The organism is Streptosporangium sp. NPDC002721 (assembly GCF_042888905.1).
Taxonomy (GTDB): Bacteria; Actinomycetota; Actinomycetes; order Streptosporangiales; family Streptosporangiaceae; genus Streptosporangium.
This window is the reverse complement of record NZ_JBIAQI010000023.1, coordinates 49,443-73,958: the sequence shown is the minus strand read 5'-3', so window position 1 is coordinate 73,958 and position 24,516 is coordinate 49,443. Positions and strand designations below refer to the sequence as shown.

At 71.4% G+C, this 24,516-nt stretch carries 24 protein-coding genes and 1 pseudogene; 10 read left to right on the top strand and 15 right to left on the bottom strand.

All coding sequences use genetic code 11. The features are described 5' to 3' along the window. Nucleotides 1-153 precede the first annotated feature (153 nt). The 8 genes and pseudogenes from crcB to ACFYWM_RS30375 form a co-directional block, all read right to left on the bottom strand. Entirely contained in the window at nt 154-540 is a 387-nt protein-coding gene (crcB, locus tag ACFYWM_RS30410; RefSeq protein ID WP_389920450.1) for a fluoride efflux transporter CrcB, read from the bottom strand. After that, nucleotides 537-878, bottom strand: a complete 342-nt coding sequence (locus ACFYWM_RS30405) for a DUF190 domain-containing protein (RefSeq protein WP_389920446.1) — start codon at nt 876-878, stop codon at nt 537-539. The genes crcB and ACFYWM_RS30405 overlap by 4 nt, the downstream gene beginning before the upstream one ends. A gap of 61 nt (nt 879-939) precedes the next feature. After that, on the bottom strand, nt 940-1,521 hold the full coding sequence (locus ACFYWM_RS30400; protein ID WP_389920443.1) for a CrcB family protein: 582 nt from the start codon (nt 1,519-1,521) through the stop codon (nt 940-942). 366 nt (nt 1,522-1,887) lie between these two features. Continuing rightward, on the bottom strand, nt 1,888-3,456 hold the full coding sequence (locus ACFYWM_RS30395; protein ID WP_389920440.1) for an acetyl-CoA acetyltransferase: 1,569 nt from the start codon (nt 3,454-3,456) through the stop codon (nt 1,888-1,890). Between the two features lie 269 nt (nt 3,457-3,725). After that, the gene (locus tag ACFYWM_RS30390; RefSeq protein WP_389920437.1) at nt 3,726-4,844 is read right to left on the bottom strand and encodes a glutamate--cysteine ligase; all 1,119 of its coding nucleotides are present in this window, start codon (nt 4,842-4,844) and stop codon (nt 3,726-3,728) included. Beyond that, nucleotides 4,729-5,276: pseudogene (locus ACFYWM_RS30385) on the bottom strand (2OG-Fe dioxygenase family protein). Before ACFYWM_RS30385 ends, ACFYWM_RS30390 begins: the two are co-directional and overlap by 116 nt. A 298-nt stretch (nt 5,277-5,574) precedes the next feature. Further along, nucleotides 5,575-6,675, bottom strand: coding sequence for a winged helix DNA-binding domain-containing protein (locus ACFYWM_RS30380; RefSeq protein WP_389920434.1), 1,101 nt, complete (start codon nt 6,673-6,675; stop codon nt 5,575-5,577). 55 nt (nt 6,676-6,730) lie between these two features. Continuing rightward, nucleotides 6,731-7,573 carry an NAD(P)H-binding protein gene (locus ACFYWM_RS30375; RefSeq protein WP_389920431.1) on the bottom strand — a complete coding sequence of 281 codons (843 nt, stop codon included), beginning with the start codon at nt 7,571-7,573 and terminating at the stop codon, nt 6,731-6,733. A 63-nt stretch (nt 7,574-7,636) separates the two neighbouring features. On the opposite strand from ACFYWM_RS30375, the gene ACFYWM_RS30370 reads away from it, so the two are divergent. Together ACFYWM_RS30370 and ACFYWM_RS30365 are read left to right on the top strand one after the other, a co-directional pair. Continuing rightward, nucleotides 7,637-8,635 (top strand): helix-turn-helix transcriptional regulator, encoded by a 999-nt coding sequence (locus ACFYWM_RS30370; protein ID WP_389920428.1) that lies wholly within the window; start codon nt 7,637-7,639, stop codon nt 8,633-8,635. Nucleotides 8,636-8,779: 144 nt separating this feature from the next. Next, the gene (locus ACFYWM_RS30365) at nt 8,780-10,933 is read left to right on the top strand and encodes an RICIN domain-containing protein (protein ID WP_389920426.1); all 2,154 of its coding nucleotides are present in this window, start codon (nt 8,780-8,782) and stop codon (nt 10,931-10,933) included. Nucleotides 10,934-11,131: 198 nt separating this feature from the next. Here ACFYWM_RS30365 and ACFYWM_RS30360 read toward each other — a convergent pair whose 3' ends face one another. After that, on the bottom strand, nt 11,132-11,908 hold the full coding sequence (locus ACFYWM_RS30360) for a helix-turn-helix transcriptional regulator (RefSeq protein WP_389920423.1): 777 nt from the start codon (nt 11,906-11,908) through the stop codon (nt 11,132-11,134). A gap of 274 nt (nt 11,909-12,182) precedes the next feature. On the opposite strand from ACFYWM_RS30360, the gene ACFYWM_RS30355 reads away from it, so the two are divergent. Continuing rightward, nucleotides 12,183-13,367 carry a globin domain-containing protein gene (locus ACFYWM_RS30355; protein ID WP_389920421.1) on the top strand — a complete coding sequence of 395 codons (1,185 nt, stop codon included), beginning with the start codon at nt 12,183-12,185 and terminating at the stop codon, nt 13,365-13,367. A 67-nt stretch (nt 13,368-13,434) separates the two neighbouring features. Here the strand turns inward: ACFYWM_RS30355 and ACFYWM_RS30350 are convergent, their stop codons facing one another. Together ACFYWM_RS30350 and ACFYWM_RS30345 are read right to left on the bottom strand one after the other, a co-directional pair. Then, complete coding sequence (locus ACFYWM_RS30350; RefSeq protein ID WP_389920419.1) at nt 13,435-13,785, bottom strand: PRC-barrel domain-containing protein; 351 nt, start codon at nt 13,783-13,785, stop codon at nt 13,435-13,437. Nucleotides 13,786-13,931: 146 nt separating this feature from the next. Continuing rightward, nucleotides 13,932-14,420, bottom strand: coding sequence for an NUDIX domain-containing protein (locus ACFYWM_RS30345; RefSeq protein ID WP_389920417.1), 489 nt, complete (start codon nt 14,418-14,420; stop codon nt 13,932-13,934). Between the two features lie 327 nt (nt 14,421-14,747). Here ACFYWM_RS30345 and cobF point away from each other — a divergent pair, with 327 nt between their 5' ends. The 3 genes from cobF (at nt 14,748) to ACFYWM_RS30330 (ending at nt 17,931) form a co-directional block, all read left to right on the top strand. After that, the gene (gene cobF, locus ACFYWM_RS30340; protein WP_389920414.1) at nt 14,748-15,530 is read left to right on the top strand and encodes a precorrin-6A synthase (deacetylating); all 783 of its coding nucleotides are present in this window, start codon (nt 14,748-14,750) and stop codon (nt 15,528-15,530) included. Between the two features lie 477 nt (nt 15,531-16,007). After that, nucleotides 16,008-17,006 carry a putative protein N(5)-glutamine methyltransferase gene (locus ACFYWM_RS30335; protein ID WP_389920411.1) on the top strand — a complete coding sequence of 333 codons (999 nt, stop codon included), beginning with the start codon at nt 16,008-16,010 and terminating at the stop codon, nt 17,004-17,006. An 85-nt stretch (nt 17,007-17,091) separates the two neighbouring features. Next, nucleotides 17,092-17,931 (top strand): pentapeptide repeat-containing protein, encoded by an 840-nt coding sequence (locus tag ACFYWM_RS30330; protein ID WP_389920409.1) that lies wholly within the window; start codon nt 17,092-17,094, stop codon nt 17,929-17,931. A 92-nt stretch (nt 17,932-18,023) separates the two neighbouring features. On the opposite strand, the gene ACFYWM_RS30325 is transcribed toward ACFYWM_RS30330, so the two are convergent. Further along, nucleotides 18,024-18,530 carry a carboxymuconolactone decarboxylase family protein gene (locus ACFYWM_RS30325; protein WP_389920406.1) on the bottom strand — a complete coding sequence of 169 codons (507 nt, stop codon included), beginning with the start codon at nt 18,528-18,530 and terminating at the stop codon, nt 18,024-18,026. A 205-nt stretch (nt 18,531-18,735) separates the two neighbouring features. Here ACFYWM_RS30325 and sigJ point away from each other — a divergent pair, with 205 nt between their 5' ends. The 3 genes from sigJ (at nt 18,736) to ACFYWM_RS30310 (ending at nt 21,305) form a co-directional block, all read left to right on the top strand. After that, a complete protein-coding gene (sigJ, locus tag ACFYWM_RS30320; RefSeq protein ID WP_389920404.1) occupies nt 18,736-19,689 on the top strand; it encodes an RNA polymerase sigma factor SigJ in 954 nt (317 codons plus the stop codon). Between the two features lie 13 nt (nt 19,690-19,702). Further along, on the top strand, nt 19,703-20,098 hold the full coding sequence (locus ACFYWM_RS30315) for a hypothetical protein (protein WP_389920401.1): 396 nt from the start codon (nt 19,703-19,705) through the stop codon (nt 20,096-20,098). A 274-nt stretch (nt 20,099-20,372) separates the two neighbouring features. Then, entirely contained in the window at nt 20,373-21,305 is a 933-nt protein-coding gene (locus ACFYWM_RS30310) for an alpha/beta fold hydrolase (protein WP_389920399.1), read from the top strand. Here the strand turns inward: ACFYWM_RS30310 and ACFYWM_RS30305 are convergent. Together ACFYWM_RS30305 and ACFYWM_RS30300 are read right to left on the bottom strand one after the other, a co-directional pair. Then, complete coding sequence (locus ACFYWM_RS30305; protein ID WP_389920398.1) at nt 21,296-21,721, bottom strand: nucleoside deaminase; 426 nt, start codon at nt 21,719-21,721, stop codon at nt 21,296-21,298. The two genes, ACFYWM_RS30310 and ACFYWM_RS30305, sit on opposite strands and share 10 nt — an antisense overlap. Further along, nucleotides 21,718-22,581, bottom strand: coding sequence for an LLM class flavin-dependent oxidoreductase (locus ACFYWM_RS30300; RefSeq protein WP_389920395.1), 864 nt, complete (start codon nt 22,579-22,581; stop codon nt 21,718-21,720). Before ACFYWM_RS30300 ends, ACFYWM_RS30305 begins: the two co-directional genes overlap by 4 nt. Before the next feature lie 99 nt (nt 22,582-22,680). Between ACFYWM_RS30300 and ACFYWM_RS30295 the strand changes: the two genes are divergently transcribed. Beyond that, nucleotides 22,681-23,133, top strand: a complete 453-nt coding sequence (locus ACFYWM_RS30295) for an Lrp/AsnC family transcriptional regulator (protein WP_389920392.1) — start codon at nt 22,681-22,683, stop codon at nt 23,131-23,133. Nucleotides 23,134-23,188: 55 nt separating this feature from the next. On the opposite strand, the gene ACFYWM_RS30290 is transcribed toward ACFYWM_RS30295, so the two are convergent. Then, nucleotides 23,189-24,421: an ice-binding family protein gene (locus ACFYWM_RS30290; RefSeq protein ID WP_389920390.1), complete on the bottom strand. Its 1,233-nt coding sequence runs from the start codon at nt 24,419-24,421 to the stop codon at nt 23,189-23,191. Between the last annotated feature and the right edge of the window lie 95 nt (nt 24,422-24,516).

The following is a 24,516-nucleotide window of genomic DNA, read 5'->3' as shown; positions in this document are numbered from 1 at the left end:
CGGACATGGTGGACACGTGGTGGCAGCATCCACACACCCGGCCCAGGCGCGGCGGGCCCGGAATGCCAGGTTCACCCGCTGGGCCCGGGACACGTCACCCGGCCCTCCCCGCCTTCCGGCGCCGGACGCCTCCCGGACCTCCGTCGAATGAGATCACGTGAAGATCGCCTGGGCGAGGGCGAGACCGAGGAACACCGCCCCCAGGCCGGCGACGATCGAGCCGACGACGTTGGCCACCGCGAAGAGGATCGCACCGGTCTCGGCCAGCCGCAGCGTCTCGTAGGAGAACGTCGAGTACGTGGTCAGCGCCCCGCAGAACCCGGTGCCGAGCAGCAGCCGCACGTCCGTGCCCACCGCGCCGGACAGCGCCGCCCCGGTCAGGACGCCCAGGATCAGCGAGCCGACCACGTTGACGGTGAAGGTTCCCCAGGGGAGGACCGTGTCGTGGCGGGCCTGCACGGCCCGGTCGGTCAGATAGCGCAGCGGTGCCCCGACGGCACCGCCGAGCAGCACCGGCAGCCAGCTCTGCGGCCCGCTCACGTCGCCCTCCCACCCCGGTGGCGTACGACCTCGACCTCGTCCAGGATGGCGAGCCCCTCGGTGAGGAGATCGTCCAGCCGCGGAAGGAAGGCGCGGATCCGCTCCTCGGTGTCGACGATCGTGATGGCCACCGGCAGGTCGTCGGCCATCGACAGCAGCCGGGTGGTGTGCACTATCGAACTGGTGCCGAACCCCTCAAGGCCGTGGAAGACCGACGCCCCGGCCAGCCCAGCGGCATGGGCACGGTGCACGATCTCGGTGTACAGGGGCCGGTGGTGCCAGGTGTCGGTGTCGTCGACGAAGATCGTCAACCGCAGCGCCCGTCCGGCTGGAATCATCGCGCTCTCCTCCTCGCACTCCTCGCCCTCACTGTTCCGGACATCCCCTTTATCCCCTTTGTCATCCCCGCCCCCATCCCCTCGCCGTTCTTGTCGTTCTCGCCAGGAGCCGGCGGGTGGTCCAGGCGCCCGTCGCCACCGCGGCCAGCGCCGCGAGGAGCGTTCCCGCCAGGTAGCCGAGCGCCGGACCGGACTGGCCGCCGGAGATCAGGCGCTCGATGTCCGCGCAGTAGGTGGAGAAGGTCGTGAAACCACCCAGCACGCCGGTGGCCAGGAACGGCCGTACCCAGGCCGGCGCGGCCCGCGCCTCGGTGAGCACGACCAGGAGGACACCGATGAGCAGGCAACCGGCCGCGTTGACCGCCAGCGTGGTCCACGGGAAGGCGCCCGCCTCGGTCGGCCACAGCAGGGCGGCGCCGTAGCGGGCACCCGTGCCGATCGCGCCACCGGCGGCGATCACCGCCAGGACACCGTGGCGGGAGCGGCGCGCCCCGCCGCGCCCGCGAGCACCGGGCAGCTTGGACGGATCCGACGGATCCGACGGATCCGACGGATCCGACGGATCCGACGGATCGGCGTCAGAGTCGACGTCGGGGTCGATGGGCTCGGTCGCCACCGTGAACCTCGCCTGGTTCGGACGCATGCCTCTCCCTACACGTGGGGGCGCCCGGCATGGCTGCGCGGGCACGACCTGTCACGGGTAGGGACCGTTGGCGGCAGCGGGTGCCGCGGTTGGGCACGGCGGGCCCCACCGCCGCGGGACCCCGGCATTCTGACGGGATCCATCTTTCCCAGCCTAGCGCGACCGCTTCACGATCACCCCCGCGCCCGCTCCCCGGCCCTGCGGATGCGGGACTCCCCTGATCACCCCCGCGTCCACTCCCCGAACCCACGGATGCGGGACTCCCCCGATCACCCCCGTGCCCACTCCACGGACCCACGGACCCGGGACTCCCCCGATGACGGCCGCGCTCCGGCGGACGCGCGGGGGCGTCGGCCGTGTCCGGTGTCAGCCGTCCGTCCCTGCGTCGCCGGTGGTCACCCGGTTGCCGCCGTCGAGGGAGCGGACGTGGACACGCCGGCCGACGGGCTCGCCGTCGCAGAGCAGGGCGACCGTCTCCTCGTCACCGTCGGCGGTCGTCGCCAGGAAGCGGCGACCGTCGGCCTCCAGCCGCCCGACCACGATGCCGAAGCGGGTTCCGGCCCGCCGGTGCCTGACGGTGTAGGTCTCGATCGTGCCCCACCCGTCGGCCTGGACGGCCTGCGGGACGGCGGGCCAGGCGTCGATCTCGGCCTGCAGCTCGGCGCCGCGGTCCTGGCGCCACCCGGCGGGGGTGGTCGAGTAGACGCCGACCGAGTACTTGCTCAGCATCCCGCCGTTGGCCCCCACCATGCCGTACGAGCCGGGCCTGGCGCGGAGCCGCTGGACGATCTCGGCTATCGCGTGCGTCGAGTAGTTGTTGCCCGCTCCGCCGAAGAAGGGCAGGCCGCCGGTGACCGTCAGGCCGCGCGGGTCGTCGGCGGCCAGTCCGAGGCCGTCGCAGATGTTGGAGACGGCGATCGGGAAACAGCTGTACAGGTCGATGGCGTGCAGGTCCTCCACCCCGATACCGGCCAGGTCCAGGGCGTGTCCGGCGGCCATGACGGAGGCCGGTCCCCTGCCGAGGTCGGCCCGGTCCAGCAGGTCGCGCTCGCGCAGGTCGGCGTGGCCGTGCAGGAACACCCACTTCTCCACGGGGACGCCGAGCCCCCTGGCGGCGGCCACGGACATCAGCAGGACGGCCGCCCCCTGGTTGACCTTCTCGCGCGCGACGAGATAGCGGGTGTAGGGCTCGGCGATGAACCGGTTGCCCTCGGCCGGGGTGACCAGCTCGGCGGGGCCGCGCTCGACGGGGGCGGCGGCGTGCGGGTTGGCGGCGGCGACCCTGGTGAAGGGGGCGAACAGCGCCCCCATCCCGGCCGCGTACTCCTGCCTGGTCTGCCCGAGGCGGGCCCGGCGCGCGTTTTCTAGCAGCGCGTACTGGCCCGGCGCGCCCGCGAGCCCGTGCGCGGCCAGGAACCGGGAGGCCATGCCTTCCAGCCCGTAGCCCCGGTCCTCCAGGTCGCCCTCGACGGTCTCCCCGAAATCGGGCCTGTCCTCGGCCCCGGCCAGGTGCAGCACCGTCGAGATGGCCTCGGACCCGAAGACGAGGGCCACCCGCGAGGATCCGGCCGCGATCGTCGCGGCGAGCTCGTTGACCAGGTGCTGGGGCCCCTGCCCGCCGGCCACCTCCAGGATCGCCCGGCCGGGGTTCGTCCCCACCCGGCCGGCGACGGAGCGGGGGTAGTTGGTGGACCTGCCCAGCGGCGAGGGGACACCGGGCGCGGAGATCTCGAACTGGCGTACCCCCGCCACGGTGTCGACGGTGGAGGCGACCGCCGCGCCGTCCGCGCCGGTGTCGGCGAGGGCCTCGCGGACCGCCGCCGCCGCGAGCTCGACGGGCGACAGGCGCCGGTAGCCGGGCTCGCCGATCCGCTCGGACGACTGTCCGACGCCCACGAGCACCGGCGTACGGGGATCGAGGCCCTCGAAGGTCATCTTCACGCTCCAGCGGATTCGGGGATGGGGTCCGTCACCGCCCCGGGCAGATGATCGTCCTGGTCGTCCACGAAGGATGATGTGAACAGGCACAATTTATAGACAAATATCGTCCTTAAACAGGATGGAGCGTATCCCCGCGCTCCGAAGCCGGACAAGCCTCCACGGGCCGGGGGGAACGCATGACGGCCGGATCGGCCGACGGTTACGTGGCGGAGGTCGCTATCGTCAGCACGCGTGGCCACGCGTCGCGAGCGGGGGTGATCAGCTCATGACACGGTGACGTCGCCGGACTTCGTCAGGGATACCAGTCGCCGCGTGACGTCACGCATGCTTCCGCCGCGCAGAAGTGCCGCCCTCTGCCACATGGTGGAGTTTCCGGATCGCCGCACCCGCTTCATCAGGTCGTTCACCGTGTCGAAGTCCTTCGTGTCCTTGAGGGCGTCGCGGACGTACCGGAGAAAGCGCTCGATCATCGTCGGGGCGGGCACCGCCTCCTTCGCCCTGACGTCGACGAGCTCCCTGTCGAGACCCCAGCGCGCCGCGTGCCATGTCGCCGCCCGGAGAAGAGGCTGGTCCACCGGCACTTCGGGCGCGCCGTGTTCGATCTCGCGGAGCACGGTCAGCACCAGGGCCCGGCACAGGGTGGCCACGAGCACCGCGTCGTCGACGCTCGGACAGGCGTCCATGATCCGGAATTCGACGGTCTCGAAACGTGTCCCCAGGCGGGCGTCCCAGTAGATGTGCCCGGCGTCGAGGATGATCCCGGTGGAGATGAGCGTTTCGGCGTATCGGCGGTACTCGTCGTAGGACTCGAAGCGAGGTGCGGGGCCCGCGACGGGAAAGCCTCCCCACAACGTGTGCCGGTAGCTCGCGTAGCCGGTGGGGCGCGAGGCGAAGAAGGGGGAGCTGGCGGAGACGGCCAGGAGCGTCGGCAGCCAGGGCGCGACACGGTTCAGGACATGCACCGCGCGGTCTCGGCCGTCGACCCCGACGTGGACGTGGTATCCGCAGGTGAACCGCCGCTTGACCACGTCGTGGTAATGGTCCGCGATCTGGTGGTAGCGCGGTTTCGGGACGACCTCCACCGCACGCCAGTCACCGACGGGAAGGGTGCCCGCGCACACGACGGCCGCCCCTTCGGCGTCGGCCGCGTCGGCCAGTTCGCGGCGAAGCGCGACCAGCTCCGAGTGCAGGTCGCGCGGTGAATCGCATATCCCCGTGCGAGTCTCCACGACGGCGGCCTGGAACTCCGTGTCGTAGCCCCCGACATCACCGGCGGGCCGGCCGTTCAGCAGTGCGCCGAAGCCGGCCAGGCCGTTGGACAGCGGCGCCATCGTGTCGCGGTCCACGACGAACAGCTCCTCTTCCGCGCCGATCGTAAGCATCTCGCTCCAGTCGAAGTCGGATATGGGCAACGCGTGCGAAAGCGACGGCGAGAACGTCCCTGTGCGTGGACAGTTCCGACCCGTCGCCTTCGACCGGAGAAACCCTATGGAATACACGCCTATCGCCGGCGATCACCGTGTTCGACGGGCCTCTCAAGCGGATGGCACCATGCGCGTTCATTTGAGCTTCGCCAATGACAGTGGCACCACCAGACACAAATGAGAGATTCACCGGGACCATTATGGAGAAACCCACCTCATCATCATGCCCCCCTCGGGCACTGGGAGGCCAAGACCCGAATTATCCAATTCTATACGGAATTGGTGGGTTTCGATATGCCATTGACGGCCAGGTCCGAGCTCCGTGACGATCCGTCCACAGAGGGTGAGGATATTCGACATGCCGTTGTCCGTCATGACCTCGGCCTCGATCCGGCCGAAATTTCACTCGACCCCGCCATTGAGGGCGTCCGAGACACGCCATGACCGCCGCGGTGGAGAACACCCGGATCGGCGGGACGTTACCGGTCCGGGTCCTGCGGGAGTTTCCCCGGGATGGTGTTCGTCGCGATGCCCATATATATCGATTGATGTCGAGCTATATTTTATGCTCTTTGGCCAGGATGAATGATCGGACAGACCTGCGGTAACCATGCCGGCCCGTTCCGGGCCGGCCGCCGCGTGATGTCGTTCGGCCGGCCTTCCGCGAGTCCCACCTTCCCCGGCCGGGTCAGGAGGGGTCGCCGACGGGGCGGAACCGGATGTCGTGGCCCTCGGCGTCCGGGGCCGCGAAGCGCAGCAGGCTCGCGCCCTCCTCGGTCACGGCGGCCTCGTCCCGCCCCGGCAGGGGTTCGAAGAGCTTGACCACCAGCGTCGCCGTGTTCGCGCGCCGGTCCCGTTCGATGTTCCAGAGCCCGTGGACGAAACCGTCGACGGTCACCGCCGCCTCGACGATGACGTGCCCGCGCCGGTCGTCGGACACCACGCGGGTCCGGTCGGCGTGGGCGAGCACCACGTTGTCGAGCGCGGCCAGGAAGCGGACGGGAGCCGGTACGCCGGGGTCCGGGCGCGGCGCCTCGGGGAGGTCGAACAGCTCCCGCCCGTCCTCGTTCCCGAACACGCGCAACCGGGGCCTGAGCGATTCGACCACCTCCCCCAGCCGGGTCATGCCGCTCCACGCCTGGACGTCCCTGACCGTGGCCGGGCCGAAGGCGGCGAGGTATCGCACGACCAGCTCCCGCACCGAGGGCTCGGTCGCGAGCGGCCGGCCGAGCCAGTGCTCGGCGAGGGCGAAGGGGGTCGTGCCCCGCCGTCCCCAGGTCCCGTCGGGGGGCGGGTGCACCACCGGCAACAGGCCCTGCGCCGACCTGGCCAGCGCGACGGGGTCGCGTCCCGGCCACCGTCCGGCCAGCGCCCTGCCGAGTTCGGGCCTGGTCAGCGTGTCCTCGCCGAGGACCGCCCGCGCGGCGGCGGCGAGCTCCCCGAGGTCCAGCCCGGCGGTGAACCTGCCGAACCCGCCCTTCTGCCAGCGGTCCAGCATCGGCTGCAGCAGCGGCCGGAGCCACAGGTAGTCCTCGGCGGCGACCAGGTGCTGGGTTCCCCGGAACAGCGTCGCGCGCACCACCTCCCGCCGGTACAGCAACCGGGTCAGATCGTCGATCCCGAAGGCGTCGATCCGGCTCCACAGCCCGACGTACGGCGGGTCGGGGTCCTGGGCCTGCAGGCCGACGAGGCGCTCGACCACGGTGAGCGCGGGCAGGTCCGCCCGGCGCAGCAGCAGTTGCCGCTCCAGGGTCGCCCGGTTGAGGCCTCGCCGGCTGAGGGTTTCCACGGTGTCCTTCCACCTGCTCGCGTTCAGTCGTTCAGTCGTTCGAGGGTGCCCGCCGTCAGGCGCCGAAGGCGGCGGCGTTCTCCCGTACCCACTCCGCGAAGGTCCTCGCCGGTCTTCCGGTGACCTTCTCCACGGTGGGCAGGACGGTGTAGCCCGCCTCGGGCGGGTTGGTCCGCATGGTCAGGAAGAACTCGACGTCCTCGTCGGAGTAGCCGGTCCGGCGCCACTCCGCGACGACCTCGTCCCTTGTGAGCTCGACGTAGCGCACCTCGCGGCCCAGGACGGTGCCGATCACGCGTACCTTCTCCGGCGGGGTCAGCGCCTGCGGGCCGGTCAGCCAGTAGTCCTGGCCGGCGTGGCCGTCGGAGGTGAGCGCGACCGCCGCGACCGCGGCGATGTCCGCCTCGTGGATCATCGCGCTCCTGGCCTCGGCGAACGCCTCGCGGACGACGCCCTCCTCCCGTACGGACTCCGCCCACTCCAGGGTGTTGGACATGAACTCCACCGGTGACAGGTGGGTCCACTCCAGGCCACCGGCCTCGACGGCCTCCTCCAGCGGGCCCTTCGTCACATCCCCCCTGAGCACCGTCACCCTGCGCACCCCGGCCTTCCTCGCCAGGTCCACGATCTCGGCGCCGTTGGTCAGCGGCGCGAAGTCGTCGCCGCCGAAGCCGATCAGGTGTGCGGCGTCGACGCCGGTGAAGGCCTCGGGCAGGCTCGCGGTGTCGGCCAGGTTGCCCGCGACCACCTCGGCGCCCTCGGGGAGATTCGCCTTCGCCGGGTTACGGGTGAGGGCGCGAACCCGGTGTCCCGCGGCCAGCAGCCGCTCGACGAGGGGGCGGCCGACGGTGCCGGTGGCACCGGTCACGAGAACGGTCATCGGATTTTCTGTGGTCATGGCGGAGACGTTAGGAGGATTCGCGGTCAGCTCCTGTCCGCGATCGATGGAAAAATCCGCCTCATGTTGGAGACCTCGGCTCGGCTGCTCCGCCTGCTGGCGTTGCTGCAGGCCCATCGGGACTGGTCGGGTACGGAACTGGCCGGGCGGCTGGAGGTGAGCCCGCGGACCGTGCGCCGCGACATCGACAAGCTGCGGCTCCTGGGATACCCGATCAACGCGACGGGCGGTGTCGGCGGCGGCTACCAGCTGGCCGCGGGCGCCTCGCTGCCCCCGCTGCTGCTCGACGACGAGGAGGCGGTCGCGGTGGCGGTCGGGCTGCGGACGGCGACCGCGGGCGCGGTCACCGGCATCGCCGAGACCTCCGTGCGGGCGCTGGCCAAGCTGGACCAGGTGCTGCCCCCGCGATTGCGCTACCGGGTCGGCACGCTGAGTGCGGCCATGGTGACCGTGCCGGCGGCGGGCCCCACCGTCGATCCCTCGACGCTGACCGAGATCGCCTCAGCGGTGCGCGACCACCGGCGGCTGCGCTTCGACTACGTCTCCCACGACGGCTCGGAGAGCGTGCGGGACGTGGAGCCCTACCGCCTGGTCAACGGCGGGCGGCGCTGGTACCTCTTCGCCTGGGACACCGAGAGGTCGGACTGGCGCAGGTTCCGCGTCGACCGGTTGTCCCCGCGCGTCCCGACCGGTCCCCGCTTCGCGCCGAGGCCGCTCCCCTCCGACGACCTGGCCGGGTATTTCGCCAGGGGCATGACCACCGACCGCCACCGCTACCGGGCCGTGCTCACCATGCACGGCTCGGCCGGGGCGGTGACCGACGAGGTCCCCTCCACCCTCGGCGTGGTGGAACCCGTGGACGACGACACCTGCGTCCTGCGCATCGGTTCCGACAGCCTCGACCATCTCGCGGTCTGGGTGGCCGCGTTCGGCTTCGAGTTCGAGGTCCACGAGCCGCCCGAGCTGGTGGAGCACCTGCGGACGCTCAGCGCCCGCCTGCACCGGGCCGCGTGGCGGGGCTCCCCGGAGGCGACGCCCCTCGGGAAAACAGGCCCTCCCTGAGGGAGCCACGACCTCCGCGCCACTACTGTTCGTAAACTTTCCTATTGACAAGCATTCTGCCCGCCGTGTTTGATCCCAGTTAATTTAAGAAGTGAAGTTAACCGGGGCGCCACCCGCGTCACGGCAGGATTCCAGGAGGACCGGATGAGGCACTTCCTCATGGCGCTGGCCGTGGTCGCGGCGTTCCTGGTGGTGCCGGCCGGCACGGCGCAGGCCGCCCCACCGGCCGGGCTCACCACCGTGATCAGCCGCAACAGCGGCAAGTGCGTGGACGCTCGCGCCGCCGCGACCGCCAACGGCACCGTCGTCCAGCAGTACGCGTGCAACGGCTCGACCGCCCAGCTCTGGCAGTTCCAGCCGACCAGCGGCGGATACCACCGGGTCAACAACGGCAACAACGCCGCCCAGGCGTGGGACGTCACGAACGTCTCCACCGCCGACAGCGCCCCCGTCCAGCTCTGGTCCTACTCCGGCGGCAACAACCAGCAGTGGCAGGCCGTGGAGGAGGCCGGCGGCTTCTACCACTTCGTCAACCGGCACAGCGGCAAGTGCCTCGACGTGCCGGGCGCCTCGATCGGGGACAGCGTGCAGCTCCAGCAGTACACGTGCAACGGCACGACCGCCCAGTCCTTCAGCCTGGGCAGCCCGCCGCCGACCGGGAACAACCCCGACCTCGGCCCGAACGTGAGCGTCTTCGACCCCTCGACGCCCACCGCGACCATCCAGGCCAGGCTCAACTCGGTCTTCAGCCAGCAGCAGACCAACCAGTTCGGCGGCAACCGCTTCGCCCTGCTGTTCAAGCCCGGCTCGTACTCGGTGGACGCCAACATCGGCTTCTACACGCAGATCGCCGGTCTCGGCCTGTCCCCCGACAGCGTCACCATCAACGGCGGCGTGCACGTCGAGGCCGACTGGTTCCAGGGCAACGCGACCCACAACTTCTGGCGCGGCGCCGAGAACCTGTCGGTCAACCCGCCGTCGGGCACCGACCGCTGGGCGGTCTCGCAGGCCGCCTCGTACCGGCGGATGCACCTGCGCGGCAACCTGCAGCTCGACGACGGCGGCTGGTCGAGCGGCGGCTTCATCGCCGACTCGAAGATCGACGGCCAGGTGAGGTCGGGCTCGCAGCAGCAGTGGCTCTCGCGCAACGCCGAGTGGAGCAGCTGGACCGGCTCCAACTGGAACATGGTGTTCGTGGGCGTCGACAACCCGCCCGCGGGCAACTTCCCCGACCCGCCGTACACCAGGGTGGCGACCACGCCGGCCGTTCGGGAGAAGCCGTTCCTGTACGTCGACCAGGCCGGCGCCTACCAGGTGTTCGTGCCGGCGCTGCGGACCAACTCCACCGGCACCACGTGGGCCGGTGGCAACCCGGCGGGCTCCTCGATCCCGATCAGCCAGTTCTTCGTCGTCAAGCCCGGCCACACCGCGGCCGACATCAACGCGGCGCTCGCGCAAGGGCTGAACCTGCTGTTCACCCCCGCCGTCTACCACCTCAACGACACGATCAGGGTGACCCGCGCCAACACCGTCGTGCTCGGTCTGGGCCTGGCCACACTGATCCCCGACAACGGCGTGACCGCGATGACCGTCGCCGACGTGGACGGCGTCAAGGTGGCCGGGCTGCTGATCGACGCGGGCCCGACCAACTCGGCCATGCTGATGCAGGTCGGCCCCGCGGGATCGTCGGCGAGCCACGCCGCCAACCCGACGTCGCTGCACGACGTGTACTTCCGGGTCGGCGGCGCCGCCGTCGGCAGGGCCACCCAGAGCCTCGTCGTCAACAGCGACAACGTGATCGGCGACCACCTGTGGATCTGGCGGGGCGACCACAGCCATGGCGTCGGGTGGAACGTCAACACCGCCGCCAACGGGCTCACCGTCAACGGCGACGACGTCACGATGTACGGCCTGTTCGTCGAGCACTACCAGCAGCATCAGACCGTCTGGAACGGCAACGGCGGCCGGACGTACTTCTACCAGAACGAGATGCCCTACGACCCGCCCAACCAGGCCGCCTGGATGAACGGGAGCACGCAGGGCTACGCCGCGTACAAGGTGGCCGACACGGTCACCACGCACGAGGCGTGGGGCCTGGGCAGCTACTGCTACTTCAACGTCAACCCGGGCGTCGTGGCGGCCCGCGCGTTCGAGGCGCCGAACACGCCGGGCGTCCGGTTCCACAACATGGTGACGGTCTCGCTCGGCGGCGTCGGCACGATCCGCAACATCATCAACACGACGGGCGGACCGTCCAACTCCGGCACCAACGAGGCCAACCTGGTCAGCTATCCCTGACCCGGCCTCCGGCCGCGCTCCGGAACCGTTTCGAGGTCCTTCCTCAAGGTTCCCGGGTTCCCGAGGTTCTTGGGCTTCTGGGTTCCTGGGTTCCTGAGGTTCTCCCCCGCGAGGCTCCGCCCTCGTGGGGGTTCCTCTTGTGAGGGTTCCTCTCGCGGGGCGCCCGCCTTCCGGCCGATCACGGCTCCTTACGGATCCTTACGGCTCCTTACGGACCGCCGCGAGGTGCGCCAGGCAGAGATCCGGCTCGGCGAACGGTTCGAGCCGGTCCACGGTCACCGGGGAGCCCAGTGCGGACATCGTCCCCTGCATGAGCCCGAGGTGCAGCGGGCAGATCACCTTGCCCTGGGTCTTGACGAGTTCGAGGAACGGGCAGTGCCGCAGCCCGATCTGCCCGGTCTGCCCAGGCTGCCCGGTCTGCTCGTCGCCACCCGCCGATCGCTCCTCCGGGGCGAACCCGATGTCGTCGAGCAGGCCCACCAGCTCGCGTACCGCCTCCTCCCGCGTGGGGGCGGCCTCCGGAGCCGGGCGGCCGGCCGCCAGGGCGTCGCCCCACGCCCGTCCGGCCTCGGTCGCCCTGGCCGCGGGATCCGGGCCCGTGGCCAGACTGCCGGCCAGGATCTCGGCCAGCACGCGGTAGTTGCGCGGCCCGGCGAGATCCATCCCCGGCCGCGCCCGGAAGACCAGCGGCGGCCTGCCGGGACCGGCAGGTGCCGCGTGAACCCGCTCGATCTGACCGGCGTCGACCAGGGCGTCGAGATGGAACCGCACCGTGTTGGGGTGGACGTCGAGCCGCTCGGCGATCTCGATCACGCCCAGCGGCCCCCCGGACTCGCGGAGCATCGTCAGGACGAGCCGCCGGCGACCGGCCGGCGGCGGCGCGAGGCGTTCGGCGGCCCGTGCGGACGGCGCACCGCCCGCGACGTCACCGCCCGCGACGTCACCGGTCCCGCGCGGCTTCCTCGACTCGGCCATGGCGGCTCACCTCCCCTGCGGCAGTGCCGCGACGCGCTCGTCCGGATGGACGCGAAGACTCCGGCCGCCATCGTAGACGCGGCCGGCCGGGCGTTCCCGCACGGACACCCGGTCCCCCGGGTCCGCACGAGGGAGCCCTATCTCACATGCCACGAACTTGAGTTTACACAAAATGTGCTTGTATAAATAGGTCGACGGGAGCAAATCCCGTTTAATCAGGATTTAGATGCGTCTGTCCGCCTGACGTGAAGATCATCTAGTAGTTGGAGGACCCGTGCTTTCCCCAGATTCGGCCGTGATCGTCCGTGCAACCCTGCCGGCGGTCGGGGGCGCCATCCAGGACATCTCCGCACGCTTCTACGAGATGATGTTCACCGACCACCCCGAGCTGCTGCGGGAGCTGTTCAACCGCGGCAACCAGGCCAACGGCGAGCAGCAGAGCGCGCTCGCCGGGTCGATCGCCGCCTTCGCCACCATCCTGGTGCAGCGCCCCGACGACCGGCCGGACGCGATGCTCGCCAGGATCGCCAACAAGCACGCCTCGCTCGGCATCACCCCCGAGCAGTACGAGTTGGTTCACCACTACCTCTTCGCCGCCATCGCCGAGACCCTCGGCGACGCCGCCACCCCCGAGGTCGTGGCGGCCTGGGACGAGGTCTACTGGCTGATGGCGAACGCGCTCATCGCCCTGGAGGCGGAACTCCACCGCGCCTCCCCCGGTGAGGGCTGGCTGCGGGCCACCGTGCTCGACCGGCGGAGCGAGACCCCGGACGCGGTCTCCTTCACCCTGCGGCCGTCGATCCCCCTGCCCTTCAAGCCCGGCCAGTACGTCAGCGTCGCGGTCACCCTGCCCGACGGCGCGCGGCAGATCCGGCAGTACAGCCTGTCGTGCGCCCCCGAGCGCGACGACCTGCGGATCACCGTCAAACGGGTGCGCGGCGGCGCCACCCCGGAGGGGGAGGTCTCCAACTGGCTGCACGCCAACGTCCAGCCCGGGGACGTGCTGACGATCTCCGCGCCGTTCGGCGACCTGACCCTGCCCACCGACGGCCCGCCGCTGCTCCTGGCCTCGGCGGGAATCGGCGCCACCCCCATCCTGTCGATGGTCGAGCACCTCGCGACGAACGGCTCCGCCCGCCAGGTCACCGTCGTCCACGCCGACCGCAGCCCCGCCGACCACGCCCACCGGGACGAGCTCGGCCGCCTGGTCGACACCCTGCCCGGCGCCACCCTGCACCGGTGGTACGAGGACATGGGCGACTGCTCCTGCCGGCCCGCGCCGAACCTGGGCCAGGTCGACCTGGCCAGGATCGACCTTCCCGACCCCCTGGTCGCCTACCTGTGCGGGCCGCTACCGTTCATGCGCGGGGTGCGCACCGAGCTGCTCCGGCGCGGGGTGCCCGCCGCCGACATCCACTACGAGGTGTTCGGGCCCGACCTCTGGCTCGGCCAGGACTGACCGTAGCCCGTTCACACGACGAACGAGCCCCTCCCCGTGCGGGGAGGGGCTCGTTGACGATCAACGGTTACAGCGTGCCGGGGCCGTAGTAGCCGCCCAGCTTGTCACGGTAGTCGGGCTCCTTGTAGGTCGCCTCGTCGAACTCCGGCGCATCCTTGATCTCCTGCTTGGTGCGCGAGACGTACACCTTGCGCTCCTGCGGGTCGATCTGGTGCACCGTACCGGCCGGCAGCACCACCTTCTTGCCGAAAATCCAGAAACCGGTGTCGACGACGATGTAGCTGTCGCCCACCGCGTTGCTCTCCTCGTCCACCGAACCGATCTTGCCGTCGGTGGCCTCCACGTCGAACCCCACGAGGTCCAGCGTCTGCTCGCCACTGTAGGCCTCGGGGCGGTAGCTCCACACGTTATCCGTCATGGCGTCTCTCCTCGTCAGCGAAGGTATGGCACCCGCCTTCTACCCGTCGCGCCCGCGCTAAACGAACCGTGGGAAATCTTGGCGGTCGTATCGGGCCTCCCCACCGGGGCCGGAGACCGGTCCGGGGCCGCGGGCGAACGGCGTGCTCACTTCCCGGCGAAGTAGTCCGCCACGATCCGGGTGTGCAATGGGAACGCCAGCTCTCGCGGCCCGTCGATCAGCAGCCACTCCGTCGTCTCGGCCGTCGGCACCACCGGAGGCAGGTCCGCCGCGCCGGTCCGCGGTCCCAGGGCGAAGACCAGCACGGTGCCGTCGGGAGCGCTGAGCACGTCGAGGAGCCGCACGCCGTCCACGTCGACGACGACGCCCGTCTCCTCACGGAGCTCCCGTACGGCCGCCTGCTGCCAGGACTCGCCCACGTCGACGAAGCCTCCGGGCAGGGCGAGCCCGCCCCGGTGCGGTTCGACGTCACGACGGACCACCAGCAGGCCGTCGTCCACCGGCAACACCATCACCGCGACCGGCAACGGGTTGAGGTAGGAGGTGTTCCCGCAGCCGGAGCAGGTACGCGGCCAGGGCCGGCCGGGGGCGAAGGCCGCGCCGCAGAAGGAGCAGTGCGAGTTCTTGATCGTCACGATCGCGAGACTAGACCAGGACGCGGTCATACCTCACGTTTTCACCGCCCCCGCCGGGAACCGGTCGTGTGGCCGGGTCCGGGTCGCGTTTCACCGTCCCCGCCGGGGACCGGTCGTTCGGTCGGGTCCTGGCCACCTTTCACCGCGCCCGCCGGGGACCGGTCGTGCGGTCGAGGCCGGGGCGCGTTTCATCGCCCCCGCCGGGAACCCGCCCGCGATCCGATCGGGCGAGGTGGTGGCCCGCGTTTCCGGCGTGCTCACCGGGGATGGGCGTCGAGGTCCGGCCCGGCGCGGCGTCCCTTTCGCGCAAGGGGCAGACTTTCCCGCGTGAAGCGAATCCTCATCATCGGTATCGGCGCGGGAAATCCCGACCACCTCACCCTCCAGGCGGTCAAGGCCATCGCCGCGGCCGACGTGTTCTTCATCCTCGACAAGGGAGAGGTCAAGCACGACCTCGTCCAGCTCCGGCAGGACCTCATCGACACGCACGCCCGCGCCTCGTACCGGCTGGTCGAGGCCCGCGACCCCGACCGCGACCGGACCACCCCCGCGTACGCGGGCGCGGTGGAGGACTGGCGGTCGCGCCGGGCCGACATCTACGAGCGGCTCGTCCGCGACGAACTCGGCGACGACGAGACCGGCGCGTTCCTCGTCTGGGGCGACCCCTCCCTCTACGACAGCACGCTGGCCATCGTCGAGGAGGTCCTCGACCGGGGCACGGTCCGGTTCGAGTACGACGTCGTGCCGGGTGTCAGCAGCGTGTCGGCGCTGGCCGCCCGGCACCGCACCAGCCTGACCCAGGTCGCGCGGCCCCTGCACATCACCACGGGCCGCCGCCTGTCCGAGGAGGGGCCCGGAGAGTCCGACGACATCGTCGTCATGCTCGACGCCCGCCACGCCTTCACCTCCCTGCCCGACACCGCCGACTTCGAGATCTACTGGGGCGCCTACCTCGGCACTCCCGACGAGATCCTGGTTGCCGGGCCGGTCGCGGAGGTCGCCGGCCGGATCCGCGACGTCCGCGCCGAGGCCCGCGAGCGCAAGGGCTGGATCATGGACACCTACCTGCTGAGGCGGATCCCTCGCGTGGAGCGCCCCGAGTCTCCCTGAGCCCCCGTCTCCAGGACGGCGGTCGTGGCGGACGTGGCGGGCGTGGCGGGCGTGGCGGTGAAGTCGGCCTGCCCGACCGATCGGCGGAACCGGCCCGGTCTATCAGCGGGCTCGGCCTGGTCCGTCGACGGAACCGGTCCGGTCCGTCAGCGGGGCCGGTCGGGGCCGTCGACCGACCCGGTCCGGCCCGGACCGGACCGGCCCGGCCCGGTCCGGCCCGGTCCGGGCCGTCGGCGACCGGAGGTGCCGCCTCCCTCGCTCGAAGGCCGCGCTTGAATCGTCCTCGCTGTTCTGGCTTGTCATAAACGTGTTCGCACCGGGGATCGGCTCGGGTAGTGTTGCCCTCCAGCAACGGACGTGATCGAGGAGGTGAGCCCCATTACCGCTGTGTCAGGTCGGGTGCTCCCATCTCACGGCCGCGCGGTCCTGCCGACCTAGGTGGCCGAGGGAGCCCCAGCGGCATCCCGAAAGGCTCCAATGTCGGCTTTACCGTCATCTCTTCTCCCTCCCGCCATCCATGTCATCGTCACCAGGCTTCGGGCCGCCGGTTGTGTCTTCGCCGAGGACGAGGCGCAATTGATCATCTCCGCCGCGCGGACGCCGTCCGACCTCGCCGCCATGCTGGATCGGCGGGTCTCCGGCCTTCCCCTCGAACACGTTCTCGGCTGGGCCGACTTCTGCGGGCTTCGGGTGGCGGTGGACACCGGGGTCTTCGTCCCCCGTCGTCGCACCGAGTTCCTCGTCCACCAGGCCGTCGCCCTCGCCCACCGGACCGCCGGGCCCGCCGGCCGCACCCGTCTGGCCGCCGTTCCCCCCACTCCCCCCACTCCACCCACTCCCCCCGGCCCTCCTCGCCCCCTCGGCCAGGAAAGGCTCGCCGGCTCCGCCGGCCAGGTCCACGATCGGCCCCGGATCGTCGTCGATCTGTGCTGCGGTTCCGGCGCGGTGGGCGCCGCGCTGGTCGCGGCCCTGGACCGGACCGAGGTGCGGGTCGAGCTGCACTCCGTCGACATCGACCCCGCCGCGGTGCGCTGCGCCCGGCGCAACATCGCCGCCGGCGACGGCCTGGTGTACGAGGGCGATCTCTACGACCCGCTGCCCGCCGGGCTGCGGGGCCGCGTCGACATCCTGACCGCCAACGCGCCCTACGTGCCCACCGGGGCGATCGGGCTGCTGCCCCCGGAGGCCCGCGTGCACGAACCGCGGGTGGCGCTCGACGGCGGCGCGGACGGGCTTGAGATCCAGCGGCGGGTGACCGCCTCGGCGGCGCTGTGGCTGGCACCGGGCGGTCACCTGCTGATCGAGACGAGCGAGCGCCAGGCGTCACAGACCGCGGAGGCCTTCGCCCGTAACGGGTTGATCCCACGGGTGGTCCGTTCCGAGGAGCTGGACGCCACCGTCGTCGTCGGGACCATGCCCGCCCCCCACCCGCCGCCCGGCCCCTTCCGTGGTGACGGCACGGGCGGGGTCGACTAGGGTTCATCGGTGAACAAGCTGTTCACAGCCGTTCTCCGGCGGCTGTGAACGGCGTCGCCGTCCCCCGTACAGGAGATCCCGCGCATTGTCCGAGAGACGCGAACACGCGCTTCCCTCGCCCGGGGGAGAGCGCGCCGATCTGCGAGCCGACTGTGAGAGCTGCTTCGCGCTGTGCTGCGTCGTCCCCGCCTTCTCGGCCTCGTCGGACTTCGCGATCGACAAGAAGGCCGGGCAGGCCTGCCCCAACCTGCGGACGGACTTCCGCTGCGGCATTCACACCCGCCTCAGGGACAAGGGCTTCCGGGGCTGCACCGTCTACGACTGCTTCGGCGCCGGGCAGAAGGTCTCCCAGGTCACCTTCGGCGGGCAGGACTGGCGGCGGGCCCCCCTGACCGCGAAGCGGATGTTCGAGGTGTTCCCGATCATGCGGGATCTCCACGAGCTGCTCTGGTACCTGACCGAGGCGCTGGCGTTGCCGCAGGCCCTTCCCATCCGCGACGATCTCGCTCTCGCCCTGGAGAGGACCGAACGCCTCACCCGCGACACCCCCGACGCTCTCGTACGGCTGGACGTGGCGGCACACCGGCGCGAGGTCAACGCCCTGCTGCTGCGTACGAGCGAGCTCGTGCGCGCCGGGGCCGGGCGCGGGAGGAAGGACCGCAGGGGGGCCGACCTCATCGGGGCCAGGCTGAGGGGCGCCGACCTCAGGGGCGCCAATCTGAGGGGGGCCTATCTCATCGGGGCCGACCTCAGGGGCGCCGACCTGAGGACGGCCGACCTCATCGGAGCCGACCTCAGGGGTGCCGACCTGTCGGGCGCCGACCTCACCGGGAGCATCTTCCTGATCCAGTCCCAGCTGGACGCGGCGAAGGGTGACGCCCGGACCACGCTGCCGCCGTCACTCACCCGGCCGGCCCACTGGTAGTCCCCTCTCGCCAACCTCCGGCTCCGACCGGTGGCGGGTTCACCGCGACGGCCCTCGGCGGCACGACCGGGCCGCGGAGGACCGCCGGGGTGTCACCTGCTGTAGTTCTCCCCGGGGGCCCTGCCGGGGATCGGCTTGCCGATGAGGGCGACGGGGATGAAGAAGCAGATCTGGCCGATCGCCAGGGTGAGCGTCCAGAGCGCCCTGTCGTCGTAGTGGGCGGACGCCCTGGCGTACGGCTCGTCTGGGACACGCTCCCCCGACGGGTTCGGGGTGAGTACGGCCTCCACGAGCTCCAGCGCGGCCCGTTCGGCGTCGTTGAAGTAGGGGGCGTCCCGCCATGACGCCACGGCGGTGATGCGCTCCTCCGTCTCCCCGGCCTCGCGCAGGTCGCCGGTCTGCCGGACGGTGTGGTAGGTGCTGCCGACGATCTGCCCGGCGCGAAGCTGCACCAGGCTGACGGTGGTCCGCGGGATCGAACCGTTCGAAGTGGCCTTGGACATGGCTCCGGCGATCCTCAACATCTCGGGGAAGAACTGGAGAGGGTCGGGCAGGCGCGACCGGAGGTTGTCCTGGCTGGTCGTCATGGGTGTGGACATGGCGGGGTGTTCCCTTCCGGATCTCTGGATCTCTGGATCTCTGGATCTCTGGATCCCAGCGGTGTGGCGGGGTTCGGCGGACGGTGTCTCACCGGTCCGACGACGCGACCGCCGAGAATGTGAGGCGACGCGCCCGCCTGACATTCCGGGGGGTTGTGTCGTCGGACCGGTGAGAGCAGACGCGACCGAGGGAGCCGGCGACACCGTGACCACCCCATCCGAACAAGGAGACGGCCGGCTCGATCCGGGCCTGAGCGCGATCATGAGCGAGCGGCGCCAGCTGATCAACCTCTCCTACCGGCTCCTCGGCTCCCTGGCCGACGCCGAGGACGTCGTGCAGGAGACCTACACCCGCTGGTACGCCATGTCCCGGCAGCGGCGGGAGGCCGTCGAGTCGCCCGGCGGCTGGCTGACGACCGTCGCCAGCCGCATCTGCCTCGACCTGCTCGGCTCGGCACGGGCCCGGCGCGAGAGCTACGTGGGCGAGTGGATCCCCGAGCCGCTGCCCGACCGTACGGAGTGGGTCGGCGGGCGGCCGGGCGGCACCGCGGCCGAACCGTCCGACCCCGCCGACCGGATCACCCTGGACGAGTCGGTCAACATGGCCTTTCTCGTCGTGCTCGACGCGATGACCCCGGCCGAGCGCGTGGCGTTCATCCTGCACGACGTCTTCTGCCACTCCTTCGCGGAGGTGGCCGAGATCGTCGGCCGTACGCCGGCGGCCTGTCGCCAGCTGGCCTCCTCGGCCCGCCGCCGTATCCGCGACGCGCAGGCTCCCGCGACCCCGGCGGCCCGGCAGGCCCACCTCGTCAGAGCCTTCAAGCAGGCGTGGGAGGCCAAGGACATCGACGCCCTCGTCGGCCTCCTCGACCCCGGCGCCACCGTGATCGCCGACGGCGGCGGCCTGGTCAGCGCCGTGCTCCGCCCGATCGAAGGCGCCGAGCAGATCATGCGCTACGCCGTCGACATCGTCACCAGGGCGCCCGGCCTGACGATCCTGGAGCGTACGGTCAACGGCCGGCCCGGCCTGGTGGCCCAGCAGGACGGCGTCACCGTCACGGTGATGGCGTTCGACGTCGCGGGCGACCGGATCAGGCACATCTGGGCCGTGCGCAACCCCGAGAAGCTCCGGCCGTGGACGGCCGGGCAGCGGCGGTAGAAAGGAGTCACCCGTGTTGTTGCGTGTCGCGATCACCCTGCAGACCCTGGCCCTCTTCGCGGCGCCGGTCACCGCGGGGCTGCTGCTGTCCTCGCCCGACGGGCAGGCGTGGCACAGCGCCTCGGCGTACACGGTGTTCACCGTGGCGGTGCTGCACCTGGTCGCCGCGGTCCTGGTGTGGCGGCCCGGCGGCGGCTCGCCCAGGCCGATCCTGTACGCGGCCGGGTTCCTGGGGCTCACGCTGGCGCAGGTGGCGCTGGGCCTCGCGCACGTGAAGACGCTGCACGTGCCCCTGGGCGTGCTGATGTTCGGCATGAGCGTCCTCCGGCTCAGCCGGGTCTGGACCGGCGGCCACGGGCCGGGGGACGGCGTCGCCCACGCGGCCTCCGGCCGTCGCGATCACCGGTGAGCCGGACGCGACGAGTACACCTCCATCACGACCGGACCTTTTCAAACAGTCGCCTTATGAGATATCTGGCTCTATAAGTGATAAATCCGGCTTTCATTGAGTAATCCGGTCGGGGAGGAAGCCATGGACGAGGCCACGGAGTGTCCCGGGTGACAGCGCCACCGGGTTCCGGTATCCAGGCAGGGGCGGGCCGAGGCCGTGAGGCGACCGGCCGCCCCCCGCGAATCCGACCATCCGATCCCGCAGACCCGTCGCGCCCATCGGAGACACCATCGTGAGCATTCCCCTGCCCGCCTCGTTCGCCCGCCACCTGGTCGACGCCGACGGCGTGCGCATCAACACCTACGTCTCGGGCGACGGCCCGCCGGTGCTGCTGCTGCACGGCTACCCGCAGACACATCTCATCTGGCACCGGGTGGCGCCCGTGCTCGCCCGCGAGCACACCGTGGTCCTCACCGACCTGCGGGGGTACGGCGACAGCGACAAGCCTCCCTCGGCGCCGGACCACGGCCCCTACTCCAAGCGGGTGATGGCGCACGACCAGCTGCTGGTCATGCGCTCGCTCGGCTTCGACCGCTTCGCGGTGGCCGGCCACGACCGGGGGGCGCGGGTCGGCCACCGCCTGGCCCTGGACGAGCCCCGGGCCGTGACCAGGCTGGCCGTGCTGGACATCGTGCCCACCCGCCACGCGTTCCGGCACGCCGACGCCACGTTCGCGCTCGGCTACTACCACTGGTTCTTCCTCGCCACGGGCGGCGGCGTCCCCGAGCGCATGATCGGCGCCGATCCCGGCTACTGGCTCCGCGCCCACATGAAGGTCCAGCACGGCGACGCCCCGTTCGACCCGGCGGCCCAGGAGGAGTACGTCCGCTGCTTCTCCGATCCGGCGGCCGTCCACGCCTCCTGCGAGGACTACCGGGCCGCCGCGAGCGTCGATCTGCGCCACGACGAAGCCGACGCCGACGCGGGCCGGCGCGTGACCTGCCCCGTGCTCGCCCTGTGGGGCGAGCGCGGCTTCGTCGGGCGCAACTACGACGTCCTGGACATCTGGCGGCGGTACGCGGACGACGTGCGCGGCCGGGCGGTACCCAGCGGCCACTACGTCCCCGAGGAGGTGCCCGAGCTGACGGCGGAGCTGCTCGGCTCGTTCCTCTCCGGGAACCCGCCGGTCACGACGGCGACCGAGTCCGCCGGAGATCAGGTGTAGTAACCCTCCAGGGGGACGCGCGCCTCGTCGAACAGCGCGGGTCCCTCCTGGGGAACGTGCGGCCAGCCGCCCCCCGGCTTGAGGCTCGCGAGCTGCTCGTTGGAGAGCGCGAACACGACGCGGCCGAGGCCGGACCGTTCGATGGCGCCCGCGCACATGGGACAGGGCTGGCAGCTGGTGTACATGGTCGTGGCCGCCGCGGTGCCGGGGTCGAGCTCGCGGGCCGCCCACCTGGCCAGTTTCAGCTCCGGGTGGGCACTGATGTCGCCGTCGCCGAGGACCGTGTTGTGGTCCTCGGCCAGGACGGTGCCCTCGGGCCCCACCAGCAGCGACCCGAACGGGGCCTCTCCGGCGGCTCGGGCCCCGGCGGCGAGCTCGATGGCCCGGCGGAGGTGCTTCTCGTCGTCGTTCGTCATGATCGTTCCGTTCGTGGTCGATGGTCGCGCAGATCCCAGCGGGCGGCCACGGTCGCGAGCGCCTGCCAGGCCACCTCGGGACGGCCCGTCTCACGCGGGTCACCGTTGAACGGATCGAGCACGACGGTGTCGGCACCGAGCAGGCGCAGCTGTCCCAGGTCGTCGAGGACCTGGTCGATCGTGCCCTCGCCGGCGAGCCGCCCGGGGGCCGTGATGGGGGATTCGGTGAGCCGCAGGGCGATGCGGGGCGCGAAAGCGGGCACCGGCCGCCCTTCCTCGTCCGCGAGGACCTTCAGCCGGTCCAGCCCCTCGCGCATCCGGCCGAGGGTGAGGCGCAGCGGGTGCCACGCCTCGCCGAGGCGCACCGCCCTGCGCAGGCCGGCGTCGCCGTTGCCGCCGACCCAGATCGGTATCCGCCCGGCCCGGTAGTCCGCCTCGTCCTCCCAGGCGGCGCGCATCGCCCGGAGATGGCCGTCGGTCAGCGCCCCGCGCCGCTCGAACGGCACCCCGAGCGCCTCGAACTCCTGCCGCGCCCAGCCGACGCCCACGCCGAGGACGAGCCGCCCGCCGCTGAGCCGGTTGAGGTTGGCGGCCATCCGGGCGACGAGCAGCGGGTGGCGGTACGGCACGATGAGCACCGTGGTGCCGAGCCCGATCCCGTCGGTGATCCCGGCCAGCCAGGACAGGGTGGTGAAGGGCTCGTAGAACGGCGGCGGGTACTGCTCGGCGACGTCGGGGGTTATTACGACGTGGTCCGAGACCATGAGCAGGTCGAAGCCCAGCCCCTCCACCGTCCGCGCCCAGCCGCGCAGCACCCCGGGGTCGGCACCGGGTCCGAAATTCAGTACGTTGACGCCCATTTTCACCACTTCAGGCTAGCGAGCGATCATGGGGGGCCGGAAGAGGATCATCACGGCGTACGGCGCCATCCGCCGTTGATATGCCGGTATCTTTGCCCGGTGACCGAGAATCTCGACGCGACCGACTGGTCGATCCTGGTCGAGGTCCAGCGTGACGGCCGCATCCCGATCACCGAGCTGGGACGGCGGGTGAACCTCAGCGCCTCCGCCACCACCGAGAGGATCAGGCGGCTGGAGGCGGCGGGCGTCATCACCGGATACCACGCGGACGTCGACCTGGAGAAAGCCGGTTTCCCCGTGCTGGCCGTCGTCCGCCTGAAGTATCCGGGCAGCCGGCACCAGCCGCTGCACCGGCTGCTCGACGAGCGCCCGGAGATCCTGGAGTGCCTGCGGACCACCGGCGACGACTGCTACATGTTGAAGGTGGCGGCGACCTCCATGGGCCACCTCGAAGAGATCGTCAACGAGCTGGCCCAGCTGGGCAACACCACCACCAACCTCGTCTACAGCCGGACGCTGCCCTACCGCGGCCCCAGGGAACCCCGCACCTGACCGGGGCTCCCCCGCCGGTCCGCGGTAAGGCAGCGTCCCGCTCCCCGCGCGACCGCTAGGAGCGACGGCCGCAGGCGGCCGTGACCCGGGTCCGGGTCTCGGAGCCGGCCGTGGAACCGGTGCCGTCGCCGCCGCGGGTCTCCCGGCCGGCCGCGGGACCGGCGCCGTCGTCGCGGCCGGCGCCCGCTCGCACGCCGCCTCTCACCGGCAGGGGCCCCGTGCAGGGGCATCCGAGGTCGACGCGCTGGATCAGCACCGGCGAGGTGCTGGGATCGTACTGGGCCGTTCCCGTGTAGGTGGCGACGACGCGATTCACTCCCGCGGGGAGGTCCGAGGTGGTCAGAGTGGCGACGCCGCCCGGGCCGAGCGGGACCGTGACCGGCGCCACCCCGTCGGTGGCGAAGGCCACCTGCCCCGTGGGGACGGTCCCGTCCGAGGACGTCACCGTCGCGGTGAGGGTGATCGGGCCGCCGTCTCCCAGCGGGCACGTGGAGCTCAGCGTGATGGTCGTCGGCACTCCGCAGGACAGGAAGAGGGGCCGCGTGATGGTGTTCGTGTCCAGGGTGGTCGCGCCGCCGCGGCTCAGCAGGCGTCCGACCACGGTCGCGCCGGTGGTCGCGGTGATCGCGTCCAGCGCGAGGACGCTCCCCACGAGGGTGGAACCGGCTCCCAGCGTGACCGCGCTGCCGACCTGCCAGAAGACGTTGGCCGCCTGCGCGCCACCGATGAGGGTCACCGTGCTGGCGCCCGCGGTGATCAGGGTGGTGACCGTCCTGAGGATGAAGACGGCGTTCGGGTCTCCCTGCCCGTCGAGGGTGAGGTTGCCGGTGATCTGGAAGGTTCCGGTGGAGGAGTCGTAGACGCCGGGTGTCAGGGTGGTCCCGCCGAGCTCCGTCGGGAGGGTGGCGTCGGCCGCCTGGCCCGCGGCGTTGTTGTAGGCGACGGTCAGATCCGTCTGGGCCTGCTGGGCGACGGCGTCGTCCTGGTGGACGGTCCCGGTCACGGTGCCGGGCGGGAAACCGGTCAGCGCCGAACCCGGCGACACCCCGATGTCCCCGGTGATGACGGTGGTCCCGGTGTTCGTGAGGGCGTCCCGGCCCAGGACCGCGAAGCTCGCGGCCGTACCGAGCGGCACCGGCGTCGCCACGCTCGCGGCCGCCTGGATCGCCGGAGCCGCCGGGGTCACCGCGGTCGCGGTCGCCGGGGTCACGGCCACGCCCCCCCAGCGCGACCACGGCCACGAGGGCACCCGCCAGCCGGTGACGGGCGGTGTTTCGCGGCACCGCACGGGATCGAACGGTCTCCATCATGATTTTCCCTTTTCTTTTACCTTCGAATACCGCCCCGTCGAGGCGCATTTTCAGTGACGTACCACTCCTTCCG